Origin of the sequence: Epibacterium ulvae, from assembly GCF_018678075.1 — a bacterium.
In the GTDB taxonomy this organism is placed as follows: Bacteria; Pseudomonadota; Alphaproteobacteria; order Rhodobacterales; family Rhodobacteraceae; genus Epibacterium; species Epibacterium ulvae_A.
Genome location: NZ_JAHHIR010000013.1, coordinates 147,055 through 169,745, shown reverse-complemented (window position 1 = coordinate 169,745; position 22,691 = coordinate 147,055). Strand labels below are relative to the sequence as shown.

Sequence of the window (22,691 nt, the reverse complement as noted above, 5' to 3'; positions counted from 1 at the left end):
GTCAGTTCCGTTTTGGGGCCAGTTCGACCAGTGATTTGCCAAGGCGAAAGGGCGCGGCAAAGCTGACGAGGCAGAGGGCGATGACTTGCAGCAGCAGGATATGGGCATTGGCCTGCAGGACCTCCCATTCGGTTTTGAGCTGGTCGACTTGGGCAATCAGATCATCATAGGCGCGTGCGATAATCAGATAGTCGCCCGCGATGGCGGGCACTTTGCGGCGCAGATTGTCGACAGCGATTCTGGTGCTGACATCCAGGGCGGTAAAGATCAAAAACGGTTCAGGGTCAAAGGCATCGACGCGAGCTTTCTTGTCGGACATCTCGGCCATCGGTGTGTCGGGGGCAAAGATCTGCAAGCCCTGCAGGGGCGCGACCTCGCGGGTGACGGCGAGGAACAGTGGCAGTTCGGCATTGCCTGCGGTGGAGGCGGACAGGAACTCGACCTTGTCACATAACACCGCCGTATCCGGGTCATAGGCGGGGTCACAGAACCGCAGGCGGAAACGGGCGGCGTCGCGGTCAAAAGCGTCGGTGGCGGCAAAGGCAATGTCGATCTGGCGGTCGATGCGCGAGGAATCCTCAGCGTAGATCCCGGCGATCACGGCGGCAATGGCGCCAAAGCCGCCCAGAACCACCCAGACCAGATCGGCGATACGCCAGGCGCGGTGGCCTGCGGGTTTGCGAAACAGAAACAGGGTGCCGCCGCAGCCCATCACAAAGAACAAGGAGATCAGGGGCAGCTGATTGTCGGCAATAAAACTCATGAAATGGGATGGGCTCCGTCGGGTGAACTGGGCCCAAGCTTAGGGCGCAACAAGAGGCCCGATCAACCGTTTGTGCAGGTTGGCGGGTTCACAATTTTACGGCTGTGCTGATCTGGACCTTTGCGAAACACGGCGGTGGCGATCAGGGTCGGCGATTGGGGTCGTTTAAAAGTGGCGGCCGCCAAAGGGCGGAGACCGGGCCGGGAAATCCCCGGCAAGGGGTGAGCGCTCGGGTCCTTGGGCGCGGTCCTGCACCTGTTGGCGGGGGTTTTAGGCCCGCGGCAAGGTGTCGGGGGAGGCGCGCTGTCCCGTCTCTCCTGGTGCGTGGTGCCCCTTGGGGTGTCAGGCCATGGGGCGGGTCTGTCCGGACCAGCGCAGTATGGCGACTTGCGGTTAAGGAGCCGAAAGCGGGGCGTGCGCTGCATCGGCAACGCTTTGGATCTAGCTGACAGCAATCACTTTGGTCGCGCCTGCACTGCAGGCATCGCTGCAGCTTTGGGGCAGGGCGGCATTGGTAATAAACATGTCCACATCCGCAAGGGAGCCGATGCGCACCGGTGCCTTGCGCTCGAATTTGGAGACATCAGCGGCCAAGATTACCTGATCGCTGTGATTGATGATCGCCTTGCTGACGCCGACCTCTTGGATGTCGTAGTCCATGATGTCGCCCTGGGCATTAAGGGCCGAGCAGCCAATCACCGCATAGTCAAAACGGAACTGGGCGATGGTGTTACGTGCCAGCTCGCCAATCAACCCTCCGTCAGAGCGCCGCAGATTGCCGCCGGTGACCACCACCTGAATGTCCGGCTTAGCTGACAGGATGGTGGCGATATTGACGTTATTGGTGACCACCAGAAGGCCCACGTGGTTTTGCAGCTCGGCGGCGACCGCTTCGGTCGTGGTGCCAATGTTGAGAAACAGCGAGCAGTCATTGGGGATGTGTTTGACACATTCGCGTGCGATGTCGACTTTGGCTGCGAGGTTCAGATCGCGCCGCTCGCTATAACCGATATTGGCGGTGGTCGAGGGCAGGATGGCACCGCCGTGGACCCGCTCCAGCTCTCCCACATCTGCCAGTTCGGTCAGATCGCGGCGGATGGTCTGGGGCGTGACGCCGAAATGCTCCACCAAACCATCAACTGTCACCTTGCCTTCCCGGCGGGCGATATTGATGATCTCGGGTTTTCGCAGCGTCTGCACCATGCTGGCGTGCCTTTGTGTCTGGTGGGCCGTTGGGGCGTCATAGCGCGAAACCGCGCATTGGCGCAAACAGCTCTGTTCGGAGTGTCACGAATTGAGCGACCAAAGATGCGCGTACTTTCGCGTTTGATGCGCGATTCTTTTCGTTTATTTTTATATATTTGTCAAATTTCGCGCGAAAACGAACATTTTACGCTTCCATTTGCGATCGTTTTTTGTCAATTTCTGCGCGCACACCAAATTTGGTGGAAGCGGAGGATCAGATGAAAACGACATTCGACCTGCTGGTAATTGGTGGGGGGATCAATGGCTGCGGCATTGCACGCGATGCAGCAGGGCGCGGATTGAACGTGGGTCTGGCCGAGATGAACGATATTGGCTCTGCCACATCGGCGTCCTCGACCAAGCTGTTTCATGGAGGTCTGCGCTATCTGGAGTATTTCGAATTTCGGCTGGTCCGCGAAGCGCTGATCGAGCGGGAGACGTTGTTGCGGGCAATGCCCCATATCGCCTGGCCGATGCGCTTTTTGCTGCCCTATCACAAGAGCATGCGGTTTGACGCCACCACGCCGACCTCGAAACTGTTGAGCCGGATGATGCCTTGGATGAAGGGGCGGCGACCTGCGTGGCTGATCCGGTTGGGGCTGTTCTTGTATGATAATCTGGGCGGGCGCGAGATCCTGCCGGGGACGGCCAAATTGGATCTAAAAACCAGTGTGGAGGGGCGGGGACTCATATCAAAATTCGCCAAAGCCTATGAATATTCCGATTGCTGGATCGAAGACTCTCGACTGGTGGTGCTGAATGCCCGTGACGCCGAAGCGCGCGGTGCCAAGATCATGCCCGGGCATAAAGTCACCTCAGCCGATGTTGTGGATGGCATTTGGCACGTCACCTTGCGTGATATGGCCAGCGGCGAAGAGCAGACCGTGACGGCGGGTATGGTGATCAATGCAGCGGGGCCTTGGGTTGGCGACGTCTTGCGCGGCACTTTGCGCAGTAATGTCACCAGTGGCGTGCGCCTGGTACGTGGATCACATATCATCACCAAGCGTCTGTTTGACCACGATAAATGCTATTTCTTGCAAGGCACAGACGGACGCATTATCTTTGCCATACCCTATGAGACAGATTTCACCTTGATCGGCACCACCGATGCCGATCACACGGACGCCGATAGCAAACCTGAATGCACCGACGAAGAACGCGATTACCTGATCCAGTTCATCAACCAGTATCTGGCTAATCCAATTGCCGCGGATGATGTGGTTTGGAGCTATTCCGGGGTTCGGCCGCTCTATGATGATGGGGCCAGCAGCGCGACGGCGGCGACACGAGATTACGTCTTGCAGTTGGATCGCTCACGCGGCGCACCGGCGCTGAATGTCTTTGGTGGCAAGATCACCACCTATCGTCGTCTGGCCGAAAGCGCGCTGGAGAAAATTACAGAAGTCTTTCCCAAAGTGGGCGCGCCCTGGACCGCAGGTGTCGCGCTGCCGGGCGGAGATTTCCCGGTGGACGGCGTTGATCAGCTAGTGGCGAACCTGCGCGCGCGCCTGCCCTTTGTGACGCAACGTTGGGCGTTGCGACTGGTGCGGGCCTATGGAACCGAATGTGGTGAAATGTTGGAGGGCGTCACAACCCAGGAGGATCTAGGCCAAGACTTTGGAGCGACGCTATGCGAGCGCGAAGTCTGCTGGTTGATGGATAAGGAATATGCCCGCAGCGCACAGGATGTTGTGTGGCGGCGGAGCAAATTGGGTCTACGTCTGAGTGAGGAAGAGATTTCCACCTTGGACCAATGGATGAAAACCCGTCGAGCTGCGGGGGTTGTCGCAGCAGCGGAGTAAGGGGGAGGCATGACGCTCGAATTTAAGAACGTCTCAAAAGTGGTGAATGGTGCGACGCATATTCATCCAACAGATCTAACGTTGAACAAAGGCACAATGAACGTGCTGTTGGGGCCGACCCAATCTGGCAAGACATCTTTGATGCGGCTGATGGCGGGCTTGGATGCGCCGACCAAAGGCCGGATCTTCTGGGAAGGAGAAGATGTAACCGGCCAGCGGGTCCAGGACCGGCAGGTGGCGATGGTCTATCAACAGTTCATCAACTACCCGTCCATGACGGTTTTTAACAATATCGCCTCACCTTTGCGTTTGATGGGGAAATCCAACGCAGAGATCGAGGCGGCGGTGAACAAGGCTGCGGATCTGATGCAGCTGACACCTATGTTGCAGCGTAAACCGTTGGAATTGTCGGGAGGTCAACAACAACGTTGTGCACTGGCGCGCGCCTTGGTCAAGGATGCAGGCTTGGTACTGCTGGATGAGCCTTTGGCGAACCTTGATTACAAACTGCGCGAAGAGCTGCGGGTGGAAATCCCCAAGATCTTTGAAGAGGCTGGATCAATCTTTGTCTACGCCACAACCGAGCCTGAAGAGGCGCTTTTGTTGGGGGGAAATACAGCAGCCTTGTGGGAAGGGCGGGTGACCCAGTTCGGTCTAACGCCTACGGTTTATCGCCAGCCTGTGGACGCGACCACGGCGCGGGTCTTTAGCGATCCGCCGATGAATTTCCTAAAGGTCGCCAAGACCGGTCAAAAGATCATGTTTGGCGATGGACAGACCGCGCCTGCGGTGGGTCCGATGGCAGATCTGGCAGATGGTCGCTATGTGGCTGGGTTCCGGCCCAACCATGTTGAGATCAAGGCCCATAGTGCCGGTCTGATGACGTTTGAAACCCGCCTTGTGGTGACCGAGCTTACCGGGTCTGAGACCTTTGTCCATTTGGATCATCACGGTGAGAACTGGGTTGGGCTGGTACACGGCGTTCATAACCTTGAACTCGGTGCGGCGCTGAACGTCTATTTGGATCCGGCGCATGTCTACATCTTTGATGAGGAGGGGGCGCTTGTTGCTCCGGCCTCATACGCTTTGGCCGCATGAGGAGGGGGTCATAGCATGGCAAAAATTACGCTTGATAATCTAGCGCATTCTTATCTGTCGAGACCGACAGGCGAGGATGACTTTGCGCTGAAAGAACTGAACCACGTCTGGACCGATGGGGAAGCCTATGCGCTTTTGGGGTCGTCCGGTTGTGGAAAGTCAACGCTGTTGAACATCATCTCGGGTCTGCTACAGCCAAGCCAAGGGCGCATTCTGTTTGATGACGTGGATGTAACACACGCATCGACTGCGGATCGCAATATTGCGCAGGTGTTCCAGTTCCCGGTGGTCTATGACACTATGAGCGTACGCGACAATCTTGCGTTTCCGCTCAAAAACCGTGGTGCGGATCCCAAATACATTGCCGACCGTGTGCAACAAATCGGCCAGATGATCGGTATGGAAGCCGAGCTGGATCGACGCGCGCGGGGCCTGACAGCCGATGCAAAGCAAAAGATCTCTCTTGGCCGTGGGATGGTGCGCGAAGATGTGAATGCGCTGTTGTTTGACGAGCCACTGACCGTGATCGACCCGCATATGAAGTGGGAACTACGCACCCAGCTGAAATCCCTGCATCACCAATTTGGCCACACGATGATCTATGTGACCCATGACCAGACCGAGGCGCTGACTTTCGCGGATAAGGTTGTGGTGATGTATGATGGACGTGTGGTGCAGATCGGTACACCGGAAGAGCTGTTTAACAAGCCGCAACATACGTTTGTGGGCTATTTCATCGGCTCGCCGGGAATGAATGTTGTCCCGGCTTCGGTGACGGGCACCGTGGCCACCGTACACGGGGCACAGGTACAGCTGGATCGCGCATTTCAAAGCCTCGACGGTAAGGTTGAGATTGGCGTGCGACCCGAATTTGTCACCCTGACACAAGGCGATGGCCTGCCGGTCAATGTACGTCGCGTCGAAGACGTAGGCCGCCACAAAATCGTGCGCGTCGACCTGTTCGGCACCGAGATGAATATTGTCGCGGCCGAAGGCACCGAAATCTCAGCTGATATGAACCGGGTCACCTTTGCGCCGGGACGGGTCAATGTCTACCAGAACGACTGGTTGCAGGAAGGGGAGGCTGCTTGATGGAAAAGACAGTCAATCAAAAAGCGTGGTTCCTGATCCTACCGGTTCTGATCCTGGTCGCGTTTTCGGCGGTTATCCCGTTGATGACCGTGGTGAATTATTCGGTACAGGACACTTTCGGCAACAACCAGTTCTTCTGGGCTGGGCTCGAATGGTTTGAAGAGATGCTGCATTCCGAACGGATGTGGGATGCGTTGGGCCGTCAGTTGATGTTCTCGGGCATTATTCTGGCGATCGAGATCCCGCTGGGCATTTTTGTAGCGTTGAACATGCCCAAATCCGGGTTCTGGTCCAGCTTTTGTCTGGTTCTGATGTCACTGCCATTGTTGGTGCCGTGGAATGTTGTCGGCACGATCTGGCAGATCTTTGGTCGGGTCGATATCGGGCTGCTTGGCTATACGCTGGATGCGCTGGGCATCAATTACAACTATACGCAGGATGTGTTTGCTGCCTGGGCCACCATCATTGTGATGGATGTCTGGCACTGGACCTCATTGGTGGCACTGTTGGCGTTTGCCGGATTGAAATCCATTCCGGATGCTTACTATCAGGCCGCCAAAATTGACCAGGCGTCGCGTTGGAAAATCTTCCGCTATATCGAGCTGCCCAAGATGATGGGTGTTTTGATGATCGCCATTTTGCTGCGGTTCATGGACAGTTTCATGATCTATACCGAGCCATTTGTGGTCACTGGCGGTGGTCCGGGCAATGCAACGACGTTGCTGTCCATTGACCTTGTGAAAATGGCGCTTGGCCAATTCGATCTGGGACCGGCGGCTGCGTTTTCGATCATGTATAACCTGGTGATCCTGACGCTTGCCTATGTGTTCTACACCATCATGACCACTATGGAAAAACGGGAGGGTTGAGCGATGAGTGACGCAACTGCGACAAACACTTTGGCGATTGCCCCGGCGAAGAAAAAGCGCATCGCCATCAAAGGTTCGGTCCTTGTGATGGCCTGCTACCTGATCTTTTTGATGCTGCCGATTTACTGGCTGCTGAATATGAGCCTGAAGACCAATACCGAGATCCTGAACAGTTTCACCCTGTGGCCACGGGATCTGACATTTGCCAATTACGCCACGATCCTCAGCGATCCGGCCTGGTACATGGGCTATGTCAACTCATTGACCTATGTGGTGATGAATACGGTGATTTCGCTCGCGGTCGCTTTACCTGCGGCATATGCCTTTAGCCGGTACAGCTTTCTTGGTGACAAGCATCTGTTCTTTTGGCTGCTGACCAACCGTATGGCGCCGCCCGCTGTTTTTGCGCTGCCGTTCTTTCAGCTCTATTCATCCGTGGGGTTGTTTGACACCCATATCGCGGTGGCGCTGGCGCATTGTCTGTTCAACGTGCCACTGGCGGTTTGGATCTTGGAAGGCTTCATGCGCGGCGTGCCCAAGGAGATCGACGAGACGGCATATATCGACGGCTACAGCTTTGGTCGGTTCTTCGTGAAGATTTTTATGCCGCTGATTTCATCAGGCATCGGGGTCGCGGCGTTCTTCTGCTTCATGTTTTCATGGGTGGAACTGCTTCTGAGCCGGACGTTGACCACAGTGGATGCAAAACCCATCGCAGCAATCATGACCCGAACCCAGGGAGCCGCAGGCATTGACTGGGGGGTATTGGCCGCAGCAGGTGTGCTGACGCTCGTGCCCGGTGCGCTCGTGATTTACTTCGTACGCAATTACATCGCCAAGGGTTTTGCCCTGGGCCGTGTGTAACCAGACCGGAGGAGAGACATCATGGATTGGATGGCTTGGACCTGGCCGACGGCTTTGTTCTTCATCTTTATTGCCACAACGCTGATCACCTTCACCGTTCTAGCAATCAAATTCCCCGAAACGCCGCGCCGCGGTGTTCTGGGAACTGAGACGACACGTGGAGATCGTCTTTTTATCACGCTTCTTGGTTCGGCCTTTATCAATTTGGGCTGGCTGGGACTTGTGGGCACTAACCAGCCTTTGGCGCTGGTGGTCTGCCTGATCTACGCCACAGCGGTGTTTCGCTGGGTGTAGCACAAAGATCTGACTTCCCTTTGCCACGCGCGGCATTGGGAGGCAGTGAAACGAGTATGAGCTTATAAATGGGAGGAAATTATGAAGTTCACACTAAAATCGAGTACCGCGCTTGCGCTGGCACTTGGCATGTTGAGCGGTCCGGCTTTGGCGGATATGGAGGCCGCGAAAGCGTTCCTGGACTCGGAAATCGGCGATTTGTCGGTTCTGCCACGTGCAGAGCAAGAAGCCGAGATGCAATTCTTTGTCGATGCAGCGAAGCCTTTTGCCGGCATGGACATCAAAGTAGTGTCCGAGACCATCACTACCCACCAGTACGAAAGCGAAGTGCTGGCACCGGCCTTTGAAGCGATCACCGGCATCAAGGTTACACATGACCTGATCGGCGAAGGTGATGTGGTTGAAAAGCTGCAGACACAGATGCAGTCTGGTGAAAACATCTATGACGCCTATATCAACGACAGTGACCTGATCGGGACCCATTGGCGGTACAAGCAGGTGCGTAACCTGACCGACTGGATGGCGGGTGAGGGCGCGGATGTGACCCTGTCGACCCTAGACTTGGATGACTTTATCGGCACCAGCTTTACCACTGGCCCTGATGGCAAACTGTACCAGCTGCCAACTCAGCAGTTCGCGAACCTTTATTGGTTCCGGTACGATTGGTTCAACGACGAAAAGAACAAGGCCGATTTCAAAGCCGCCTTTGGCTATGACTTGGGCGTGCCGGTGAACTGGTCCGCCTATGAGGATATCGCCGAGTTCTTCACCGGTCGCGATCTGAGCCACCTTGACGTCAAAGGCGATGTCTTTGGTAACATGGATTACGGCAAGAAAGACCCATCCCTGGGTTGGCGCTATACCGATGCGTGGATGTCCATGGCTGGCATGGGCGACGCGGGCGAGCCTAACGGCCTGCCGGTTGATGAGTGGGGCATTCGTGTCAACGAGAACTCACAACCCACCGGATCCTGTGTGGCACGTGGCGGCGCAACCAACGCACCTGCTGCGGTTTACGCGGTGACCAAAGCCATTGAATGGCTTGATAAATACTCACCGCCCGCAGCTGCTGGCATGACATTCTCTGAGGCGGGTCCGATCCCGGCGCAGGGCAATGTGGCGCAGCAGATGTTCTGGTACACCGCCTTTACCGCCGCAACGGTAGAGCCTGGTTTGCCGGTGATGAACCAGGACGGCACCCCCAAATGGCGCATGGCACCCAGCCCGCATGGCGCTTATTGGAAAGACGGCCAGAAGATCGGGTATCAAGACGCCGGGTCCTGGACGTTGATGGAATCCACACCTGTTGATCGCGCCAAAGCGGCCTGGCTTTATGCCCAGTTTGTGGTGTCGAAAACTGTGGATCTCAAAAAATCAGACGTAGGTTTGACCTTCATCCGTGAAAGCACAATCGACAGCCAGCACTTTACCGACCGTGCTGACAAGCTGGGTGGTCTGGTGGAATTTTACCGTTCGCCTGCGCGCGTTCAGTGGTCGCCCACCGGCACCAACGTTCCTGACTATCCAAAGCTAGCGCAGCTGTGGTGGCAGAACATTGGCGACGCAATGTCCGGTGCCAAAACCCCACAAGAGGCGCTGGATGCACTGTGTTCCGACCAAGAACGCGTGCTGCAACGTCTGGAGCGCGCAGGCGTTCAGGGTGATCTGGGGCCAGTGCTGAATGACGAGCAAGACGCGGATTATTGGTACGCCCAGCCGGGTGCACCCTATGCCAAGCTCGCCAATGAAGATGAGGCTCCCAAGACGGTGTCCTATGATGAGCTGATCAAATCCTGGCAGTAAGCCTGGTTTGACATGCGGGGGATGGGGGCGTCTGAGCGACGCCCCCATCCTGTTGAATTCTAGATCTTGCCGATCGCCCACCGGGGGCCCACGCTGTATCGCAAGACTGGCCAGTTCGGCGCATCTGCGCCACAGTCACACAACCGCCCCCAAGCGGCGGACCCAACAAGAGACACACCCATGACATATGTTCTTGCCATTGATCAGGGCACCACATCCACCCGCGCCATTGTGTTTGACCAAAGCCTGTTGCCGGTGGCCTCTGCGCAGGAAGAATTTCCACAGTTTTTCCCACAATCTGGCTGGGTTGAACACAATCCGGATGATCTTTGGGCGACAACGGCGGGAACCTGCCGCGCGGCAATAGAACGTGCGGGCGTGAGTGTCGCGGATATCGTGTCGATTGGGATCACCAACCAGCGTGAGACAACGGTGGTTTGGGATGCAGAAACCGGCAAGCCGATCTACAACGCCATAGTTTGGCAAGACCGGCGCACGGCCGAATATTGCCGCAGCCTGCAAGAGGCCGGCCATAGCGAGATGTTCGCCGACCGCACTGGGCTGTTGATTGACCCTTATTTCTCAGCCACCAAGGTGAAGTGGATCCTGGACCATGTGGAGGGCGCGCGCGACCGCGCCCGTCGGGGGGAGCTGTTGTTTGGCACCATCGACAGTTTCCTGATTTGGAAAATGACCGGCGGTCAGCGCCACGTCACCGATGCAACCAATGCCGCGCGCACCATGCTCTATGACATCCGCAAGGGGCGGTGGAGCCAGACGATCTGTGATCTGTTTGATATCCCGATGAATATGCTGCCCGAGGTTAAGGACAGCGCCGATGAGTTCGGAGACTGCCGCGCAGATCTCTTTGGCCGTGCGCTGCCGATCCGGGGGGTGGCGGGGGACCAACAGGCGGCCACGGTCGGGCAGGCCTGTTTCCAGCCGGGGATGCTGAAATCCACCTATGGGACGGGGTGTTTTGCGCTGCTCAATACCGGCGATGTGCCGGTTAAATCCAATAACCGTCTGCTGACCACCATTGCCTATCAACTGAATGGCAAGCCTACTTACGCGCTGGAAGGGTCGATCTTTATCGCAGGCGCGGTGGTGCAATGGCTGCGCGACGGGCTCAAGATCATCCGCGAGGCGTCGGAAACCCAAGGGCTCGCCGATACCGCAGACCCCGCGCAATCCGTGGTCATGGTGCCCGCCTTCACCGGATTGGGCGCGCCCTATTGGAACCCGGAATGTCGCGGTGCGATCTATGGTCTGACGCGTAACTCTGGCCCTAGTGAACTGGCCAAGGCGGCATTGGAAAGTGTCGGCTACCAGACCCGCGATCTGATCGATGCCATGCGCGCCGATTGGGAGCAGACGGGGGGGGCCAATACCGGCGAGGCGGTGCTGCGGGTCGACGGCGGGATGAGCGCGTCGGACTGGACGATGCAGTTCCTCGCTGACATCACAAACGCGCCGGTGGACCGTCCCAAAGTGCTGGAGACCACGGCGCTGGGTGTGGCCTGGCTTGCGGGCATGAAAATGGGCGTGCTGCCCGATCAGGAAGAGTTCGCCAAGGGTTGGGCGCTTGATCGCGAGTTCCGTCCCACGATGGACGCAGAGGTGCGCGCCGACAAATACACTGCCTGGAAACGCGCGGTGGAGAGTACGTTGGCGTTTTAGTTTCGGGCGACTGCGCGGGTTCATGCTAGGAGAGCCTTCGGCGAAAGTATTTGAAAAAAGATGAAAAAGGCGGCCTGAAATTGGGCTGCCTTTGTTCTTTGATGCGGAGGTTACAGGCGTATTTGGCAAGCCGGTGGTACATTTGTTGAGGGGAGCCGTCCTGCTCTTGACATCTAAAGCATGTTTTTTTGATATGCTTATGGTTGATTCGATCTTTTATATTGCAGATACAGGGTGTGGCCTTGAGGAAGTTATATGTTTTTGGCAACGGCCTAGGGAGGTCGTTGTCCAACGAAGAGTATGATTTGTCTATGGCTCTTCAGACTGCATGGGACGACAATGCAGTATTATCAAATGAGCACAAAAAGCTCATCCATCGTTGCTTGCCTGAAGAGGTATTGGAAAGCGATATTACTATGGCACCGAAGGAGGAAGAACAGCTCGATAAATTACAGCGGGTGCTCGCTGCCTGTGATGAAATCGCTAAAGTGGAAATTTCTGGAAGCGTTGGTTGGCTTAATGACACAGGGAGGCAGTTCCCAGACGCGATCAGGCGATATATCCACCGGGCAGCTACCTACTTTCACCAGCTCAATCATTCTCTCCCGAATGAGTTTGTGACTGCCCTGGTCGAAAGTGTGAAAGACACAGGTAGCCATATCGCCACATTGAACTACGACGCTTTGCTATACCAGTCGTTTATTGGAAGTTCCTTGTTTGGGAACCGACCGAGCCTAATTGACGGTTTTCAAGGTAGCTTTAGTGAGGAGAACTTAGTTCGCTATCGACCGTCGGAGCAAGGGTTCTACTTACATCTGCACGGCAGCCCCTTGTATTACACGAGTCAGGCAGGCGACATTAAGAAGACAAGCTTGGCTGGCGTGAATGGCCTTATAGGGCACTCTTCGACACATTTAGTGTTGGCACCAGTACAACACAAAGCTGCTGTTATTTCCGCAAGTCCATTACTACGTAACTATTGGGCTAAATTAGGCGAGGCAATGACCGAATCTGACTCTCTGGTGCTGTTTGGGTATGGTGGAAACGACATTCATTTGAATAACATGATCCGACACTACTTTGCGGGTAAAACGGTCGAGGTTGTTGGCCGAAACAAGCCGGAGTATGCAGACGATGGCGGATTTCAAGCGGCGACGGAATGGAATAGAAGGCTAGGCCTATCAATTGTACGTTTCTGGGTAGTCAATAGGATGGTGGATTTTAATAGTTGGCAATGGGACCCTAATACTGAAGCTCAAACATCCAACTCCTCCACGAACTTCGCGTTCTCCTGAATGTATTGGAAGCGCAGCTCGGGTTTTTTGCCCATCAGACGTTCGACAAGGTCGCCGGTCTCACCCGGTTCATCCTCGTCTATGGTGACCCGGATCAATTTCCGGGTTTTGGGGTCCATTGTGGTCTCTTTCAGGTCTTTGGCGTCCATTTCACCCAAGCCCTTAAAGCGGGAGACGTCGATTTTGCCTTTGCCGCCTAGACCTTTTTCCATCCACGCATCACGTTCTGCCTCGTCCAGACAATAGACGCGTTTGGCGCCTTGGGTCAGGCGGAACAGGGGCGGGCAGGCGAGGTACAGGTGGCCGGTGTCGATCAGCGGGCGCATCTGGGTGAAGAAGAAGGTCATCAGGAGCGATGCGATATGGGCGCCGTCGACGTCCGCATCGGTCATGATAATGATCTTGTCATAGCGCAGGTCATCGAGGTTGAATTTAGTGCCAAGCCCGACGCCAAGCGCCTCACATAGATCGCGAATTTCCGCGTTGGAGCCAAGTTTTGAGGAGGCCGCGCCGAGCACGTTCAGGATCTTACCCTTGAGCGGCAAAAGCGCCTGGTTCTCGCGGTTGCGCGCGCCTTTGCCGGAGCCGCCAGCCGAGTCGCCCTCCACGATGAACAGTTCGGTGCCCGCGCGGTTTTTGGCGGTACAGTCGGTCAGCTTACCCGGCAGGCGCAGTTTCTTGGTGGCTGATTTGCGCTGGGTCTCTTTTTCTTGTTTGCGGCGCAGACGTTCTTCGGCGCGCAGGATCAGGAAATCAAGGATGGCACCGGCGGATTTGGTGTCGGCGGCCAGCCAGTTGTCAAAGTGATCGCGCACCGATTGTTCCACCATTTTGGCGGCGGTTTCTGTCGACAGGCGGTCCTTGGTCTGGCCGACAAATGCAGGATCCGCGATGAAGCAGGAGACCAGCGCGCAGCCGCCCACCATCAGGTCATCGCGGGTGATCTGGGCGGCTTTTTTGTTGCTGACCAGCTCGCCGTAGGCCTTGATCCCCTTGAGGATGGCGGCCCAGAAGCCAGCGACATGGGTACCGCCTTCGGGGGTGGGGACGGTGTTACAATAAGACTGGGTGAAGCCGTCACGCGCGGGTGTCCAGTTGATCGCCCATTCCACATAGCCAGGTTCGCCAAACTTGTCGCCAAACTCGACTTTGCCGCCAAAGGGGGCCTCGGAATAGGTGGTGGTTTTGCCCAGAACTTCGGACAAATAATCGCGCAGGCCGCCGGGGAAGTGGAATGTGGCCTCGGTTGGGGTCTCGCCGTCGTCGATGGCGGATTTCCAGCGGATCTCAACGCCCGAGAACAGATAGGCCTTGGAGCGGACCAGTGTGAACAGGCGTTTGGGCTTGAACCGGTGGGAGCCAAAGATCATCTCATCCGCGTGGAAGTTTACAGACGTGCCGCGCCGGTTGGGGGCTGCGCCGATCTTTTCCACGCCGCCCAAGGGCAGGCCGCGTGAGAATTTCTGTTCATATAGCTCTTTGTTCTTGGCGACTTGCACCACCATGATGTCCGAGAGCGCGTTCACAACCGAGGAGCCAACGCCGTGCAGACCACCGGAGGTCTGATAGGCCTTGCCCGAGAATTTACCACCGGCGTGCAGGGTACACAGGATCACCTCAAGCGCGGATTTGTCCGGAAACTTGGGGTGGGGGTCAATCGGGATGCCGCGGCCATTGTCGCGTACGGTGATGGAGTAGTCGGCGTGCAGCTCGACCTCGATCCGGTTGGCGTGGCCAGCCACAGCCTCGTCCATCGAGTTGTCGAGGATTTCAGCCACCATATGGTGCAGCGCGCGTTCGTCCGTACCACCGATATACATGCCAGGTCGTTGGCGCACCGGTTCCAATCCCTCGAGGACTTCGATGGAGGATGCATCATAGACTTCGGCTTGGGGCGTAGAAAGAAGATCGTCTGCCATGTGTTGGGGCTGCTCTCAAATGGATGTGATTTGATGTTTGTTGGCTACCATTATGGCAGCAGTTGTGGGCTAGCGAAAGGGGGACGCTAGGGGCTGTGGATAAGAGGGCGTGCATGCGGTGTTTTGCCGGGCGCGCGATCCCTGTGTTTAGGCAGGCCTCAAAAGAGCGCGTGTGGCTCTGCGGTCAGGCGACGGAACCGCCACAGGAGGGCGCCTGCGACCGCGCTCAGGCCGATCAACATACCGTACCAGACGCCAACTCCGCCAAACCCCAGCGGGAAGGCCAACACATAGCCTGCGGGCAGGCCGATGAGCCAATAGCCGCAAGCGGCGACGCCCATGGGTACCGTGGCGTCCTGCATACCGCGCAGAAGGCCCAGTTCAAGCGACTGCAGCCCATCAACCAATTGGAAGAATGCGGCGACGATTACAAAGCTGACGCCTGTCGCCAGGATCATGGGGCGGTCGGGGTCGTCAGGACTGATGAACAACCCGATCAAGGTTTCGGGAAACAGCAGAAATACCAGGACAGTCGTTGCAGAAGCACCCAGAGATATGGCCATCAAAACGCGTGCGCCGCGCATCAGGTGGAACATGTCTTTGCGTCCGATCGCATTGCCAACCCGGATGGTGGCCACATTGGACAGCCCTATGTGCACCATGAATGTGATGCCCGACAGGTTGGCGGCGATCCCATGTGCGGCCAGGGCCAGCGGGCTAATCCAGCCAACCATCAGGGCCGAGGCGGTAAACAGCGAGACTTCGGCCAGGGTGGTCAGGCCGACCGGCACGCCCAGGCGCAGCAGGCGGGTGAACATTTCCCAGTCGGGCTGGTGGAAATTGCGAAACAACTCTTGTTCGGGCAGAATGCGCTGGCTGCAGATCAACAAAATGATGGTGCTGATGCTGACAGTCACCAGCGAGGCAAGAGCAGCCCCCATCAGACCCAATTCCGGTGCGCCGAAGTTGCCAAAGATCAGCACATAGTTCACCGCCGCATTCACCACCGCGGTGGCGATCTGGGTGATCAGGATGATCTTGGTGTGTTCCTGCGCCGCAAAGGTCGATTTCAGCACCATGATGGACAGGCCCGGAATAATGCCCCAGCCCATCACCGTCAGGTATTCAGCCGCGTCCATGGCGACTTGTGGATCTTGGCCGAGGCTGAGCAGGATCGGTTCCGACCAGACAAAGGCCGGCAAAGCTATGGCACCATAGAGGATCGACAGCCACATGCCCATGCGATTGGCGCGCCGCGCCAAGCGGTTGTCCCCGGCACCTGCGGCTTTGGCGACCAGTGGCAGCACTGCAAAGGCAAAGCCCGCGCCAAACAGGAAGATCGCGTGGAAGTACGACGCCGCCAATGTCACCGCTGCCAGTGCCGAAGCGCTGTACCAGCCAAGCATGGCGGCATCGGTCAGGCTGATGGTGAATTGTGCCACATGGCCGCCGATCAAAGGCAGGCCCAGGATCGCAATCGCGCGCGCATGGCCTGTTGGCGTCATAACTGTGGGGGAGGGTGTTGCCGCGTTTGTCATGCTTTTGCTTAGATGCGGAAATTTTGGGCTTCAAGGGAATTTTTTGCCCGCAAGGCCGCACACAGAGAGCTGTGCTCTTTGGCACCGATCAAAGGCGTCGTTTGCGGCCAACTCATGTCAGTTTGCGACATGCTCTGTGTGGAGCTGAGACTGACGGATCAGATCAGACGCAAAACGATTTGGCTGGCAACCAGCAGGATGATCAGACCGCCGACCAGTTCCATTGTTGCCGCGCTTGTTCGGGCGCGAGGTCCGGACAAGCGCGACAGGGTGCCAGTCCGAAAGGTGACCGAGGCGACGGCAACTGCGATGGTAATGCTGGCGGTGCCCAGCCCCATGGCCAGAGTGCCCAGAACACCCGCCGTCATCAGATCCAGCCGCCATGTCAGCAACAGCAGAAACACGGCTCCGGTACAGGGACGCGCAGCGACGCTAGCCATAATGGCCAGCGCATCACGAAGGGTTTTGGTGTTTGCGACCTCGTCTAATGTTGGACCGTGTCGATGGCCGCAATCTGGGCAAACACTGGCGTCGTGAAGGTCCGCGTCGTGATGGTGTGTGGGGTGAATATGCGAGTGGGCGTGCGTGTGATCATCCACACCGTGTGGGTTCAGGCTGTGTCTGAGCCTGCGTCCCAAACTGTTGTGCTGTGTGCCATCCTTGGAGGGATTGTGCCCATGACCTTGCAGAGTTCCATGCAGTGCCTGATGCCGGATGTGCGGCCACAGTTTGCGTCCGCCCCGCAGCGCCAGCCATAGGCCCAGCAGCGCGATCAAACCATAAGACAGCGGTGCCAGAACCTCTTCGGTCAGGCCCGTCAGCTCCACGCGGCCCCAGTCCAATAGCGACAGCCCGCCCACGACCAACAGGATCGCAGTGCCGGCCTGCGCCAGGGAAGAGCCGATGGCTAGGCCGATCAGCCGTTTCATCGCTACTTTCTGACCCAAACCATAGCCGCCGATCACCAGCTTGCCATGTCCGGGGCCGGCCGCGTGAAAGAAACCATAGGCGAAACACAGGCTGAGCAGGGACAAAAGCGCGCCAGGTTGGTTGGTCTTGAGCGCGCGCAGCGCCTGGGCGAGGGCGTTTTGCACCTGATGCTGTTCATTCGCCGCCCAAGCGGCCAACCGATTGGCGCCGCCACCCCCCCATAACCAGATCGCAGCCGCCAGACACACAAGTGCGCCGATCCCTAGCCAGACTGACCGGGTTGGCATTTGAAAACTGCTGGAAGAGCTATGATCCGTGGGCACAGGAGATCCTGACTGTATCTGCAAAGGATTGACCGATTTCGGGGAAGGCATCCTCCGCCTCAGCGGTCGATAGCGAATAAAGGCTTTCCTCAACCAGCGTATAGGCCTGGTCGAGGTTGGCTTCCTGCACGCTGGCGACGCAATTGGTCGCGGTGGGCAGCTGCACGCGCATTTCCAGATCATAGGCAGTGTAATAGGTCGGATCGTAAATCTGGATGGTCAACCCATCGACATCCTGCGGCTCGGCCAGCGGGCGGAAATGGGTCGTAGTGATCCGGCCTGCGCGGACTTCGGTGCTAAGAGGTTGCGGCGCGGCAAGCGCAAGCGGGGTCTCGGACCGTGTGACATAGGTGTCGCCTTCAAACCCGTCGCTCCAGTTCAGATCAAAGCCCTGAAGCTGTTGCAACTCTGGCGCGTTCAGCTCCCCGTCGAAGTCATTGTCCAGGGCGCGGTCCTCAAAAATGAGCAGTGAGTAAAAGTCATCATATGCCCATGTCACCTCGACCCCCAAAAGCTGTCCCTGATCGTCGATTCTGAGCGAGAGCGACAAGTCAACAAAGATATGGGGATGCGCCGCTGTCATCGCGGGCGCAATCGCGGCTGCTAGAGCCAAGGGAGCAAGAAGGGGTTTTATCCGCATATTCTACAGGTAGCGGGGGGAGGGCCCGGTTGCAAGTTGCGGGTCGGTTTCGGTTTGGCGTACGCGCGAAGATGTGCCGAGATTTGATTGAGACTCTATAAAGTTGCACGTAATGGGCGAACGTGAGGTATTCGAAATTCTTAAACTGAACGCCTTTATTGAGGCATCTTTACTCTAACGAAGCTGTCAAGAGGGTGCAATGCACAGGCCGATTTTCATGATTATTGCAGCGATTTTCATGGCGCTTTCGCTTGTCATGCAGGAAAAGCCAGCCGTAGGAGAAGTTGCCTTGGTTTTGTCAAAATCAAATCTGAGGGCTGCACATGAAATTGCGGAGCTGACGAATGCGCCAGAGGTGTCCTCGGTAAAGCCGCCTCTTAGCGCGTTTGTGAAATTGGAAAGCAGCGAAGTTATTGAACGACTTTTTGACAATGGAGCTTTGGTCGTGGTCAACGGAGAGAAAGTGTTAGAACTAAGCGCGTACAAGGAACGGAGGAGTCTGCTTCCGCACCCCAAAGCAATGCCAAAGAAGGCCTTGTGCTAAAGATCGCAAGTTGGATTTTGATGCCGAACCCTGCCTTGGCCGCACATTTTCTGAGTGGCCTGGAAAATTTGTGTCTGTTTGGCGCGCTCAGTCTCGCGTTAGGGTTTGCGGCGTTTTTGTCGAACAGTGTCAGCATAGCCAAGCGAGAATTTGTGCTCAGCTTCTGCTTTGTGGGGCATTGTATTTTGTTCACCTCTGCGCCGGGCGGCCACGCCTGGCAGATTGACGCGCAAATGCTGTTCTTTGTGGCTTTAGAGATTGTCCCCACAGTAGGCAGTATGGCGGCGCTGATTTATGCCTGTGTTCTGGTGGTGACCCATCACCTGTCGTTAAGCGTTTTTCTTCCAGAACTGGTCTACCCGGGCGGCGCCGTGATGGACAATCTGGCCCGCACCGTGTTGCACGCAGGTATTGTGGTGCTGGAGACCGGCTGTCTGTTGGTCAGCCAGATGCAACGCCGCGCCGCAGATGCCGAATTGGCAACCAAACAGGCCGAAGCAGAGGCACAAGCCAAAGCAGCCGCCGCAGCCGAAGCCAAGGCGACCGCCAGCCAGAAAGCTGCCAACGAGGTGGTTGAAACCCTGGGCGATCATTTGGGCGATCTGGTAGAGGGCAAGCTGGATTGCGAGATCGAGACGAAATTCACCTTTGAATACGAGACTTTGCGGCAGAACTTCAACACCACTGTCAACGCTTTGAAAGAGACGATTGTGCAGGTGATGGATGTCACCCATGGGATCAACAATGGCGCTGGTGAGATTGCCCGTGCCTCGGAAGTGCGTGGCCTTGCGCAACGCTCGACCGATGCGGCGACTGAGATCAAGACATTGATCGGCGACAGCTCCCGTCAGGTTGAAACCGGTGTGGACCTGGTCAGCAAAGCAGGCACCGCGATCCAGAAAATCGTGGAGCAGGTCAACCATTTCTCTGGTCTGATGTCGGGTATTGCCGAAGGCGCTTCGGAACAGGCGAACGGGTTGAACGAGATCAACACCGGCGTGTCCGAGCTGGACCGTGTGACCCAGCAAAACGCCGCCATGGTCGAAGAAACCACGGCCGTTGGTCACATGTTGAACTCCGATGCGGAGAAACTGGCAGGGCTTGTGACTCGGTTCCAGCTGTCTTCTAGCGGGACGTCATATTCGGCTCATAGCTCCGAGGATGACATCTTCAACGCAGCCTGAGAGCGCGCGCTGAATGAAAGAAGAGATGCTGGCCTTTTGCGATGTCCCTCCGTGTGATGGGATATCGTGGGAGGCCAGTTTTCCGTTTTGGTCGGCGGGCGCATTGTCACATTCTGTTGTGCTTGCCTCGGTAACCTGTCAGCGTGGAGCGACCGGATGCCCAAATGGGGCAGGTCGCGCAACTGCGGATAGGATAGCCGATGAAACATGTTCCCAAAGACACCACCGATGATGCGCTCATTCAGGAATTTCTGAACAAGGGCGGCAAGGTGACTGTTGGCAAGACCAAGCCGCAAAAACCTGAAATGGGGCTCAGCAACAATGTGTGGAACAGCAAGCTGACCAAAGAAGAAAAAGCCGCCCGCGACGGCAAGTAAGCACTGCTTGCGTTAACGCGGCGAGGCTTTGCGGTCGATGGTTGCCACGCTGGGTTAGTCGTCTCGCCCGGGCTCATCAGGGTCGCTGGAAAACAGCGCGATCTTGTTGCTATCTGGATCGCGTAAGTAGCCGACGTAGAAATGCGCGCCATAATCGGGGCGAAATCCCGGCGGCCCCTCGTTCGTGCCACCAGTCGCGAGCGCCGCTGCATGAAGGTCGCAGACCTGTTGCTGGCTATGTGCCTCAAACGCGACCATCGCACCATTTCCCGCCGTGGCTGGGCCGCCATCAAAGGGCGGTTTTACATAGAAATCAGGCGATACAGGGCGTTCGCCTGTCGGGACTGGCAACACAAAGCTGAGCCCCTCGGCCCCTTCGGTCAACCCATAACCAAGGGCGGGCAGGAACGCGGTGTAAAACCGTTTCGCGCGCGCGATATCGGTGGCGCCAACTGTGACATAGGCAATCATTTAGGGCATTCCTCGTCGGTGGGCTGGGGGCAGTTCGACACTCAAGAACTGGTCGGCGAGTGCACGCATTAGTGCGCAGTTTACACGTCAAACTGTGAATTCAGCCTGTTTCAAAAGCAAGAGTTCGGTGAGAACTCGCACGACTTTCTCTATGATGTGACGATCCGTAGTTGGGTTGATTGCAAGTTCTGCCGCGTGGTAAATCGTTGATCTTAGGCCGGGAAAGGCCTCCATTGCGACAAGGGTACAGGGATAAATATCTCGGCTGAATGCGTTGATCCGCATGATCTGGCTTTCAAACAAAGAACGTACGATGCGTTTCATCAGCCACTGGCAAATCGCGGTATAGTCTTTGTCCTCCTCCCAGTAGATGGGCCAATCATTTAGCCATCTGTCTGCATGCGCCAAATGCGCATAGCAGTGTGGGCCAAGGCGCGGTTCAGGTAGGCGTGCAAGCCTATCAGGGCCAAAGAATGTGTGGCCATTGTGAGCCAACATAAACTGCATCCAGGCCCATCTACTTTCCGTTTGCAGAGCTTTGTAATCTACACAAGAAACCTCAATCGACAGCGTCGGCATTGTCTGGCTACGTAGCAGGTTTGCAGGGTGGGCTTTGCCACCCGATGGCCTGCCATCTGTTAGGATGACAAGATCCAGGTCAGCGGCTTCGTCGGCCGACGCACCGCGAGCTACTGAACCCCGGACCACGACCGAAAAAGCACCGTTTGCAAATTCCTGTTGAAGTTTTGAGGTGACTTCTTGCAGCACAGAAGACCAGTCCAGATGCGGCGGGCGCCCGATGCGGGGAAGAATGCCTTTCTTATCGGCTTTGACGAGGCGACCGACGGGTTGCAATGACATGCCTCTTACCTCTTTTCGCGTGTGGTTGTAGTTTAAGTAGGAGAGATGAAAATGGAAGCGAAACGCGTGCCACAGATGGAAGCAACTGCGTTTGGCTTGGATTAGCTGGTTGGCAGAGTGTTCAGGGGTGAGCAAAACGAAGATGCAGGAGGATGCTGTGGGCAGTGATGTGGTGATCCGAGAGGCGCGGACAGCGGATGTTGCTGCGGTGCGCGCCTGTGCAGAGGCGGCCTATGCGCCCTATGTGGCGGTGATCGGGCGCAAACCTGCGCCGATGGTGGCGGATTTTGCAGGATTGATCGCTGCAAGCGTCGTGCAGGTGGCAGTGGATGCGGGCGATGTATTGTTTTCTTTCCGAGGGGTGGACATATGTTCCTGGAAAACATCGCGGTGCAGCCCGAGGCCGCGGGACGCGGTGTGGGCAAGGCGCTGATGGCCTGTTGTGAGGATGCGGCGCGCCGGGCGGATCTGCCCGCAATCAAACTGTACACCAATGAAAAGATGGTCAAGAACCTGAAGATCTATCCCCATCTTGGCTACCATGAGACGGGGCGGCGCAGTGAAGATGGGTTTAACCGGGTGTATTTCGAAAAACCGCTATGATGCGCCAGTCCCGCGGGGCGTCGCCCTGCGAAAGGCTCGCGTTTAGCCTTTGTTCAGCCGGTCCGCTTTTTTACGCACCAGAACCGTGCGCAGGTCGTGCATCGCCATCAACAGACGGTCGGTGACAGCGTCGAGGTGCTCCGGTTCGGCCTTGGACTGCGCCCATTGAGTGGTCAGGTTCAGATGGTCAATGGTGCGGTGAATGTCGTCGAGATCGCGGCTGGCCAATGTGGCGCGGCGCTCCTCTTTCCAGGTCTCAATCGCGGCGAGATCTTCCGGTGACAGCACCCGGCTGCCATGGGGTTTAACATCGCCGTTGCGGATATTGACCATGGCGATCTGGTCCATGTCGATGCGGCGGTGGCGATTTTCGGTGTCGACTTTGAACACAACTGCCCCGTTTTCGCGGATGCGGAAATAATATTCGGGAAGCTCAACGCTCATAATCGTCCTTTCAAGTCACGTACATCTGGGGCCGCATACCTGTTTAGCA

Annotated in this window: 21 protein-coding genes and 1 pseudogene; 13 read left to right on the top strand and 9 right to left on the bottom strand. The window is 56.8% G+C overall.

What is annotated here, in order from left to right:
* Window position 1 precedes the first annotated feature (1 nt).
* Window positions 2–763: a hypothetical protein gene (locus KMP13_RS03610; protein WP_215264183.1), complete on the bottom strand. Its 762-nt coding sequence runs from the start codon at window positions 761–763 to the stop codon at window positions 2–4.
* A gap of 441 nt (window positions 764–1,204) precedes the next feature.
* Window positions 1,205–1,966: a DeoR/GlpR family DNA-binding transcription regulator gene (locus KMP13_RS03605; RefSeq protein ID WP_215264182.1), complete on the bottom strand. Its 762-nt coding sequence runs from the start codon at window positions 1,964–1,966 to the stop codon at window positions 1,205–1,207.
* 260 nt (window positions 1,967–2,226) lie between these two features.
* Here KMP13_RS03605 and glpD point away from each other — a divergent pair, with 260 nt between their 5' ends.
* The 9 genes from glpD (at window position 2,227) to KMP13_RS03560 (ending at window position 12,808) form a co-directional block, all read left to right on the top strand.
* Entirely contained in the window at window positions 2,227–3,813 is a 1,587-nt protein-coding gene (gene glpD / locus KMP13_RS03600) for a glycerol-3-phosphate dehydrogenase (RefSeq protein ID WP_215264181.1), read from the top strand.
* Window positions 3,814–3,822: 9 nt separating this feature from the next.
* Entirely contained in the window at window positions 3,823–4,911 is a 1,089-nt protein-coding gene (locus tag KMP13_RS03595) for an ABC transporter ATP-binding protein (RefSeq protein ID WP_215264180.1), read from the top strand.
* 15 nt (window positions 4,912–4,926) lie between these two features.
* Window positions 4,927–6,003, top strand: coding sequence for an ABC transporter ATP-binding protein (locus KMP13_RS03590; RefSeq protein ID WP_215264179.1), 1,077 nt, complete (start codon window positions 4,927–4,929; stop codon window positions 6,001–6,003).
* Window positions 6,003–6,872: a carbohydrate ABC transporter permease gene (locus KMP13_RS03585; RefSeq protein ID WP_215264178.1), complete on the top strand. Its 870-nt coding sequence runs from the start codon at window positions 6,003–6,005 to the stop codon at window positions 6,870–6,872. The genes KMP13_RS03590 and KMP13_RS03585 overlap by 1 nt, the downstream gene beginning before the upstream one ends.
* A 3-nt stretch (window positions 6,873–6,875) precedes the next feature.
* Window positions 6,876–7,736, top strand: a complete 861-nt coding sequence (locus KMP13_RS03580) for a carbohydrate ABC transporter permease (RefSeq protein ID WP_251363664.1) — start codon at window positions 6,876–6,878, stop codon at window positions 7,734–7,736.
* 21 nt (window positions 7,737–7,757) lie between these two features.
* Window positions 7,758–8,030: a DUF2160 domain-containing protein gene (locus KMP13_RS03575; RefSeq protein WP_215264177.1), complete on the top strand. Its 273-nt coding sequence runs from the start codon at window positions 7,758–7,760 to the stop codon at window positions 8,028–8,030.
* Between the two features lie 81 nt (window positions 8,031–8,111).
* A complete protein-coding gene (locus tag KMP13_RS03570) occupies window positions 8,112–9,833 on the top strand; it encodes an ABC transporter substrate-binding protein (protein ID WP_215264176.1) in 1,722 nt (573 codons plus the stop codon).
* 180 nt (window positions 9,834–10,013) lie between these two features.
* Window positions 10,014–11,513 carry a glycerol kinase GlpK gene (glpK, locus tag KMP13_RS03565; protein ID WP_215264175.1) on the top strand — a complete coding sequence of 500 codons (1,500 nt, stop codon included), beginning with the start codon at window positions 10,014–10,016 and terminating at the stop codon, window positions 11,511–11,513.
* Between the two features lie 284 nt (window positions 11,514–11,797).
* A complete protein-coding gene (locus tag KMP13_RS03560; RefSeq protein ID WP_215264174.1) occupies window positions 11,798–12,808 on the top strand; it encodes an SIR2 family protein in 1,011 nt (336 codons plus the stop codon).
* Here the strand turns inward: KMP13_RS03560 and parE are convergent.
* From parE to KMP13_RS03540, 4 genes are all read right to left on the bottom strand, one after another.
* Window positions 12,769–14,727: a DNA topoisomerase IV subunit B gene (gene parE, locus KMP13_RS03555; protein WP_215264173.1), complete on the bottom strand. Its 1,959-nt coding sequence runs from the start codon at window positions 14,725–14,727 to the stop codon at window positions 12,769–12,771. The two genes, KMP13_RS03560 and parE, sit on opposite strands and share 40 nt — an antisense overlap.
* Window positions 14,728–14,885: 158 nt before the next feature.
* Entirely contained in the window at window positions 14,886–16,265 is a 1,380-nt protein-coding gene (locus KMP13_RS03550; RefSeq protein ID WP_251363663.1) for an MATE family efflux transporter, read from the bottom strand.
* Window positions 16,266–16,423: 158 nt separating this feature from the next.
* Complete coding sequence (locus KMP13_RS03545) at window positions 16,424–17,482, bottom strand: nickel/cobalt transporter (protein ID WP_215264172.1); 1,059 nt, start codon at window positions 17,480–17,482, stop codon at window positions 16,424–16,426.
* 19 nt (window positions 17,483–17,501) lie between these two features.
* Window positions 17,502–18,158 (bottom strand): DUF1007 family protein, encoded by a 657-nt coding sequence (locus tag KMP13_RS03540; protein ID WP_215264171.1) that lies wholly within the window; start codon window positions 18,156–18,158, stop codon window positions 17,502–17,504.
* Between the two features lie 217 nt (window positions 18,159–18,375).
* Here KMP13_RS03540 and KMP13_RS03535 point away from each other — a divergent pair, with 217 nt between their 5' ends.
* The 3 genes and pseudogenes from KMP13_RS03535 (at window position 18,376) to KMP13_RS03525 (ending at window position 20,263) form a co-directional block, all read left to right on the top strand.
* Window positions 18,376–18,702, top strand: coding sequence for a hypothetical protein (locus KMP13_RS03535; RefSeq protein WP_215264170.1), 327 nt, complete (start codon window positions 18,376–18,378; stop codon window positions 18,700–18,702).
* Between the two features lie 746 nt (window positions 18,703–19,448).
* Window positions 19,449–19,832, top strand: a pseudogene (locus KMP13_RS21060) (methyl-accepting chemotaxis protein); the annotation flags it as partial.
* A gap of 254 nt (window positions 19,833–20,086) precedes the next feature.
* Window positions 20,087–20,263, top strand: coding sequence for a hypothetical protein (locus KMP13_RS03525; protein ID WP_215264169.1), 177 nt, complete (start codon window positions 20,087–20,089; stop codon window positions 20,261–20,263).
* Window positions 20,264–20,317: 54 nt separating this feature from the next.
* On the opposite strand, the gene KMP13_RS03520 is transcribed toward KMP13_RS03525, so the two are convergent.
* Window positions 20,318–20,734 (bottom strand): VOC family protein, encoded by a 417-nt coding sequence (locus KMP13_RS03520; protein ID WP_215264168.1) that lies wholly within the window; start codon window positions 20,732–20,734, stop codon window positions 20,318–20,320.
* Between the two features lie 87 nt (window positions 20,735–20,821).
* The gene (locus tag KMP13_RS03515) at window positions 20,822–21,595 is read right to left on the bottom strand and encodes a hypothetical protein (protein WP_215264167.1); all 774 of its coding nucleotides are present in this window, start codon (window positions 21,593–21,595) and stop codon (window positions 20,822–20,824) included.
* Window positions 21,596–21,964: 369 nt separating this feature from the next.
* Between KMP13_RS03515 and KMP13_RS20385 the strand changes: the two genes are divergently transcribed.
* Window positions 21,965–22,198: a GNAT family N-acetyltransferase gene (locus tag KMP13_RS20385; protein WP_251363661.1), complete on the top strand. Its 234-nt coding sequence runs from the start codon at window positions 21,965–21,967 to the stop codon at window positions 22,196–22,198.
* 42 nt (window positions 22,199–22,240) lie between these two features.
* Here the strand turns inward: KMP13_RS20385 and KMP13_RS03505 are convergent, their stop codons facing one another.
* On the bottom strand, window positions 22,241–22,642 hold the full coding sequence (locus KMP13_RS03505) for a hypothetical protein (protein WP_215264166.1): 402 nt from the start codon (window positions 22,640–22,642) through the stop codon (window positions 22,241–22,243).
* Between the last annotated feature and the right edge of the window lie 49 nt (window positions 22,643–22,691).

Bases quoted from the DNA above. Each gene is read 5' to 3' on its own strand.
- KMP13_RS03590 (WP_215264179.1), top strand. From the start codon at position 4,927: ATGGCAAAAATTACGCTTGATAATCTAGCGCATTCTTATCTGTCGAGA.
- parE (WP_215264173.1), bottom strand. From the start codon at position 14,727: ATGGCAGACGATCTTCTTTCTACGCCCCAAGCCGAAGTCTATGATGCA.
- KMP13_RS03570 (WP_215264176.1), top strand. From the start codon at position 8,112: ATGAAGTTCACACTAAAATCGAGTACCGCGCTTGCGCTGGCACTTGGC.
- KMP13_RS03550 (WP_251363663.1), bottom strand. From the start codon at position 16,265: ATGACAAACGCGGCAACACCCTCCCCCACAGTTATGACGCCAACAGGC.
- KMP13_RS03575 (WP_215264177.1), top strand. From the start codon at position 7,758: ATGGATTGGATGGCTTGGACCTGGCCGACGGCTTTGTTCTTCATCTTT.
- KMP13_RS20385 (WP_251363661.1), top strand. From the start codon at position 21,965: ATGTTCCTGGAAAACATCGCGGTGCAGCCCGAGGCCGCGGGACGCGGT.
- glpD (WP_215264181.1), top strand. From the start codon at position 2,227: ATGAAAACGACATTCGACCTGCTGGTAATTGGTGGGGGGATCAATGGC.
- KMP13_RS03540 (WP_215264171.1), bottom strand. From the start codon at position 18,158: ATGCGGATAAAACCCCTTCTTGCTCCCTTGGCTCTAGCAGCCGCGATT.
- KMP13_RS03520 (WP_215264168.1), bottom strand. From the start codon at position 20,734: ATGATTGCCTATGTCACAGTTGGCGCCACCGATATCGCGCGCGCGAAA.
- KMP13_RS03605 (WP_215264182.1), bottom strand. From the start codon at position 1,966: ATGGTGCAGACGCTGCGAAAACCCGAGATCATCAATATCGCCCGCCGG.
- KMP13_RS03585 (WP_215264178.1), top strand. From the start codon at position 6,003: ATGGAAAAGACAGTCAATCAAAAAGCGTGGTTCCTGATCCTACCGGTT.
- KMP13_RS03580 (WP_251363664.1), top strand. From the start codon at position 6,876: ATGAGTGACGCAACTGCGACAAACACTTTGGCGATTGCCCCGGCGAAG.
- KMP13_RS03515 (WP_215264167.1), bottom strand. From the start codon at position 21,595: ATGTCATTGCAACCCGTCGGTCGCCTCGTCAAAGCCGATAAGAAAGGC.
- KMP13_RS03610 (WP_215264183.1), bottom strand. From the start codon at position 763: ATGAGTTTTATTGCCGACAATCAGCTGCCCCTGATCTCCTTGTTCTTT.
- KMP13_RS03525 (WP_215264169.1), top strand. From the start codon at position 20,087: ATGAAACATGTTCCCAAAGACACCACCGATGATGCGCTCATTCAGGAA.
- glpK (WP_215264175.1), top strand. From the start codon at position 10,014: ATGACATATGTTCTTGCCATTGATCAGGGCACCACATCCACCCGCGCC.
- KMP13_RS03595 (WP_215264180.1), top strand. From the start codon at position 3,823: ATGACGCTCGAATTTAAGAACGTCTCAAAAGTGGTGAATGGTGCGACG.
- KMP13_RS03505 (WP_215264166.1), bottom strand. From the start codon at position 22,642: ATGAGCGTTGAGCTTCCCGAATATTATTTCCGCATCCGCGAAAACGGG.
- KMP13_RS03545 (WP_215264172.1), bottom strand. From the start codon at position 17,482: ATGCCAACCCGGTCAGTCTGGCTAGGGATCGGCGCACTTGTGTGTCTG.
- KMP13_RS03535 (WP_215264170.1), top strand. From the start codon at position 18,376: ATGATTATTGCAGCGATTTTCATGGCGCTTTCGCTTGTCATGCAGGAA.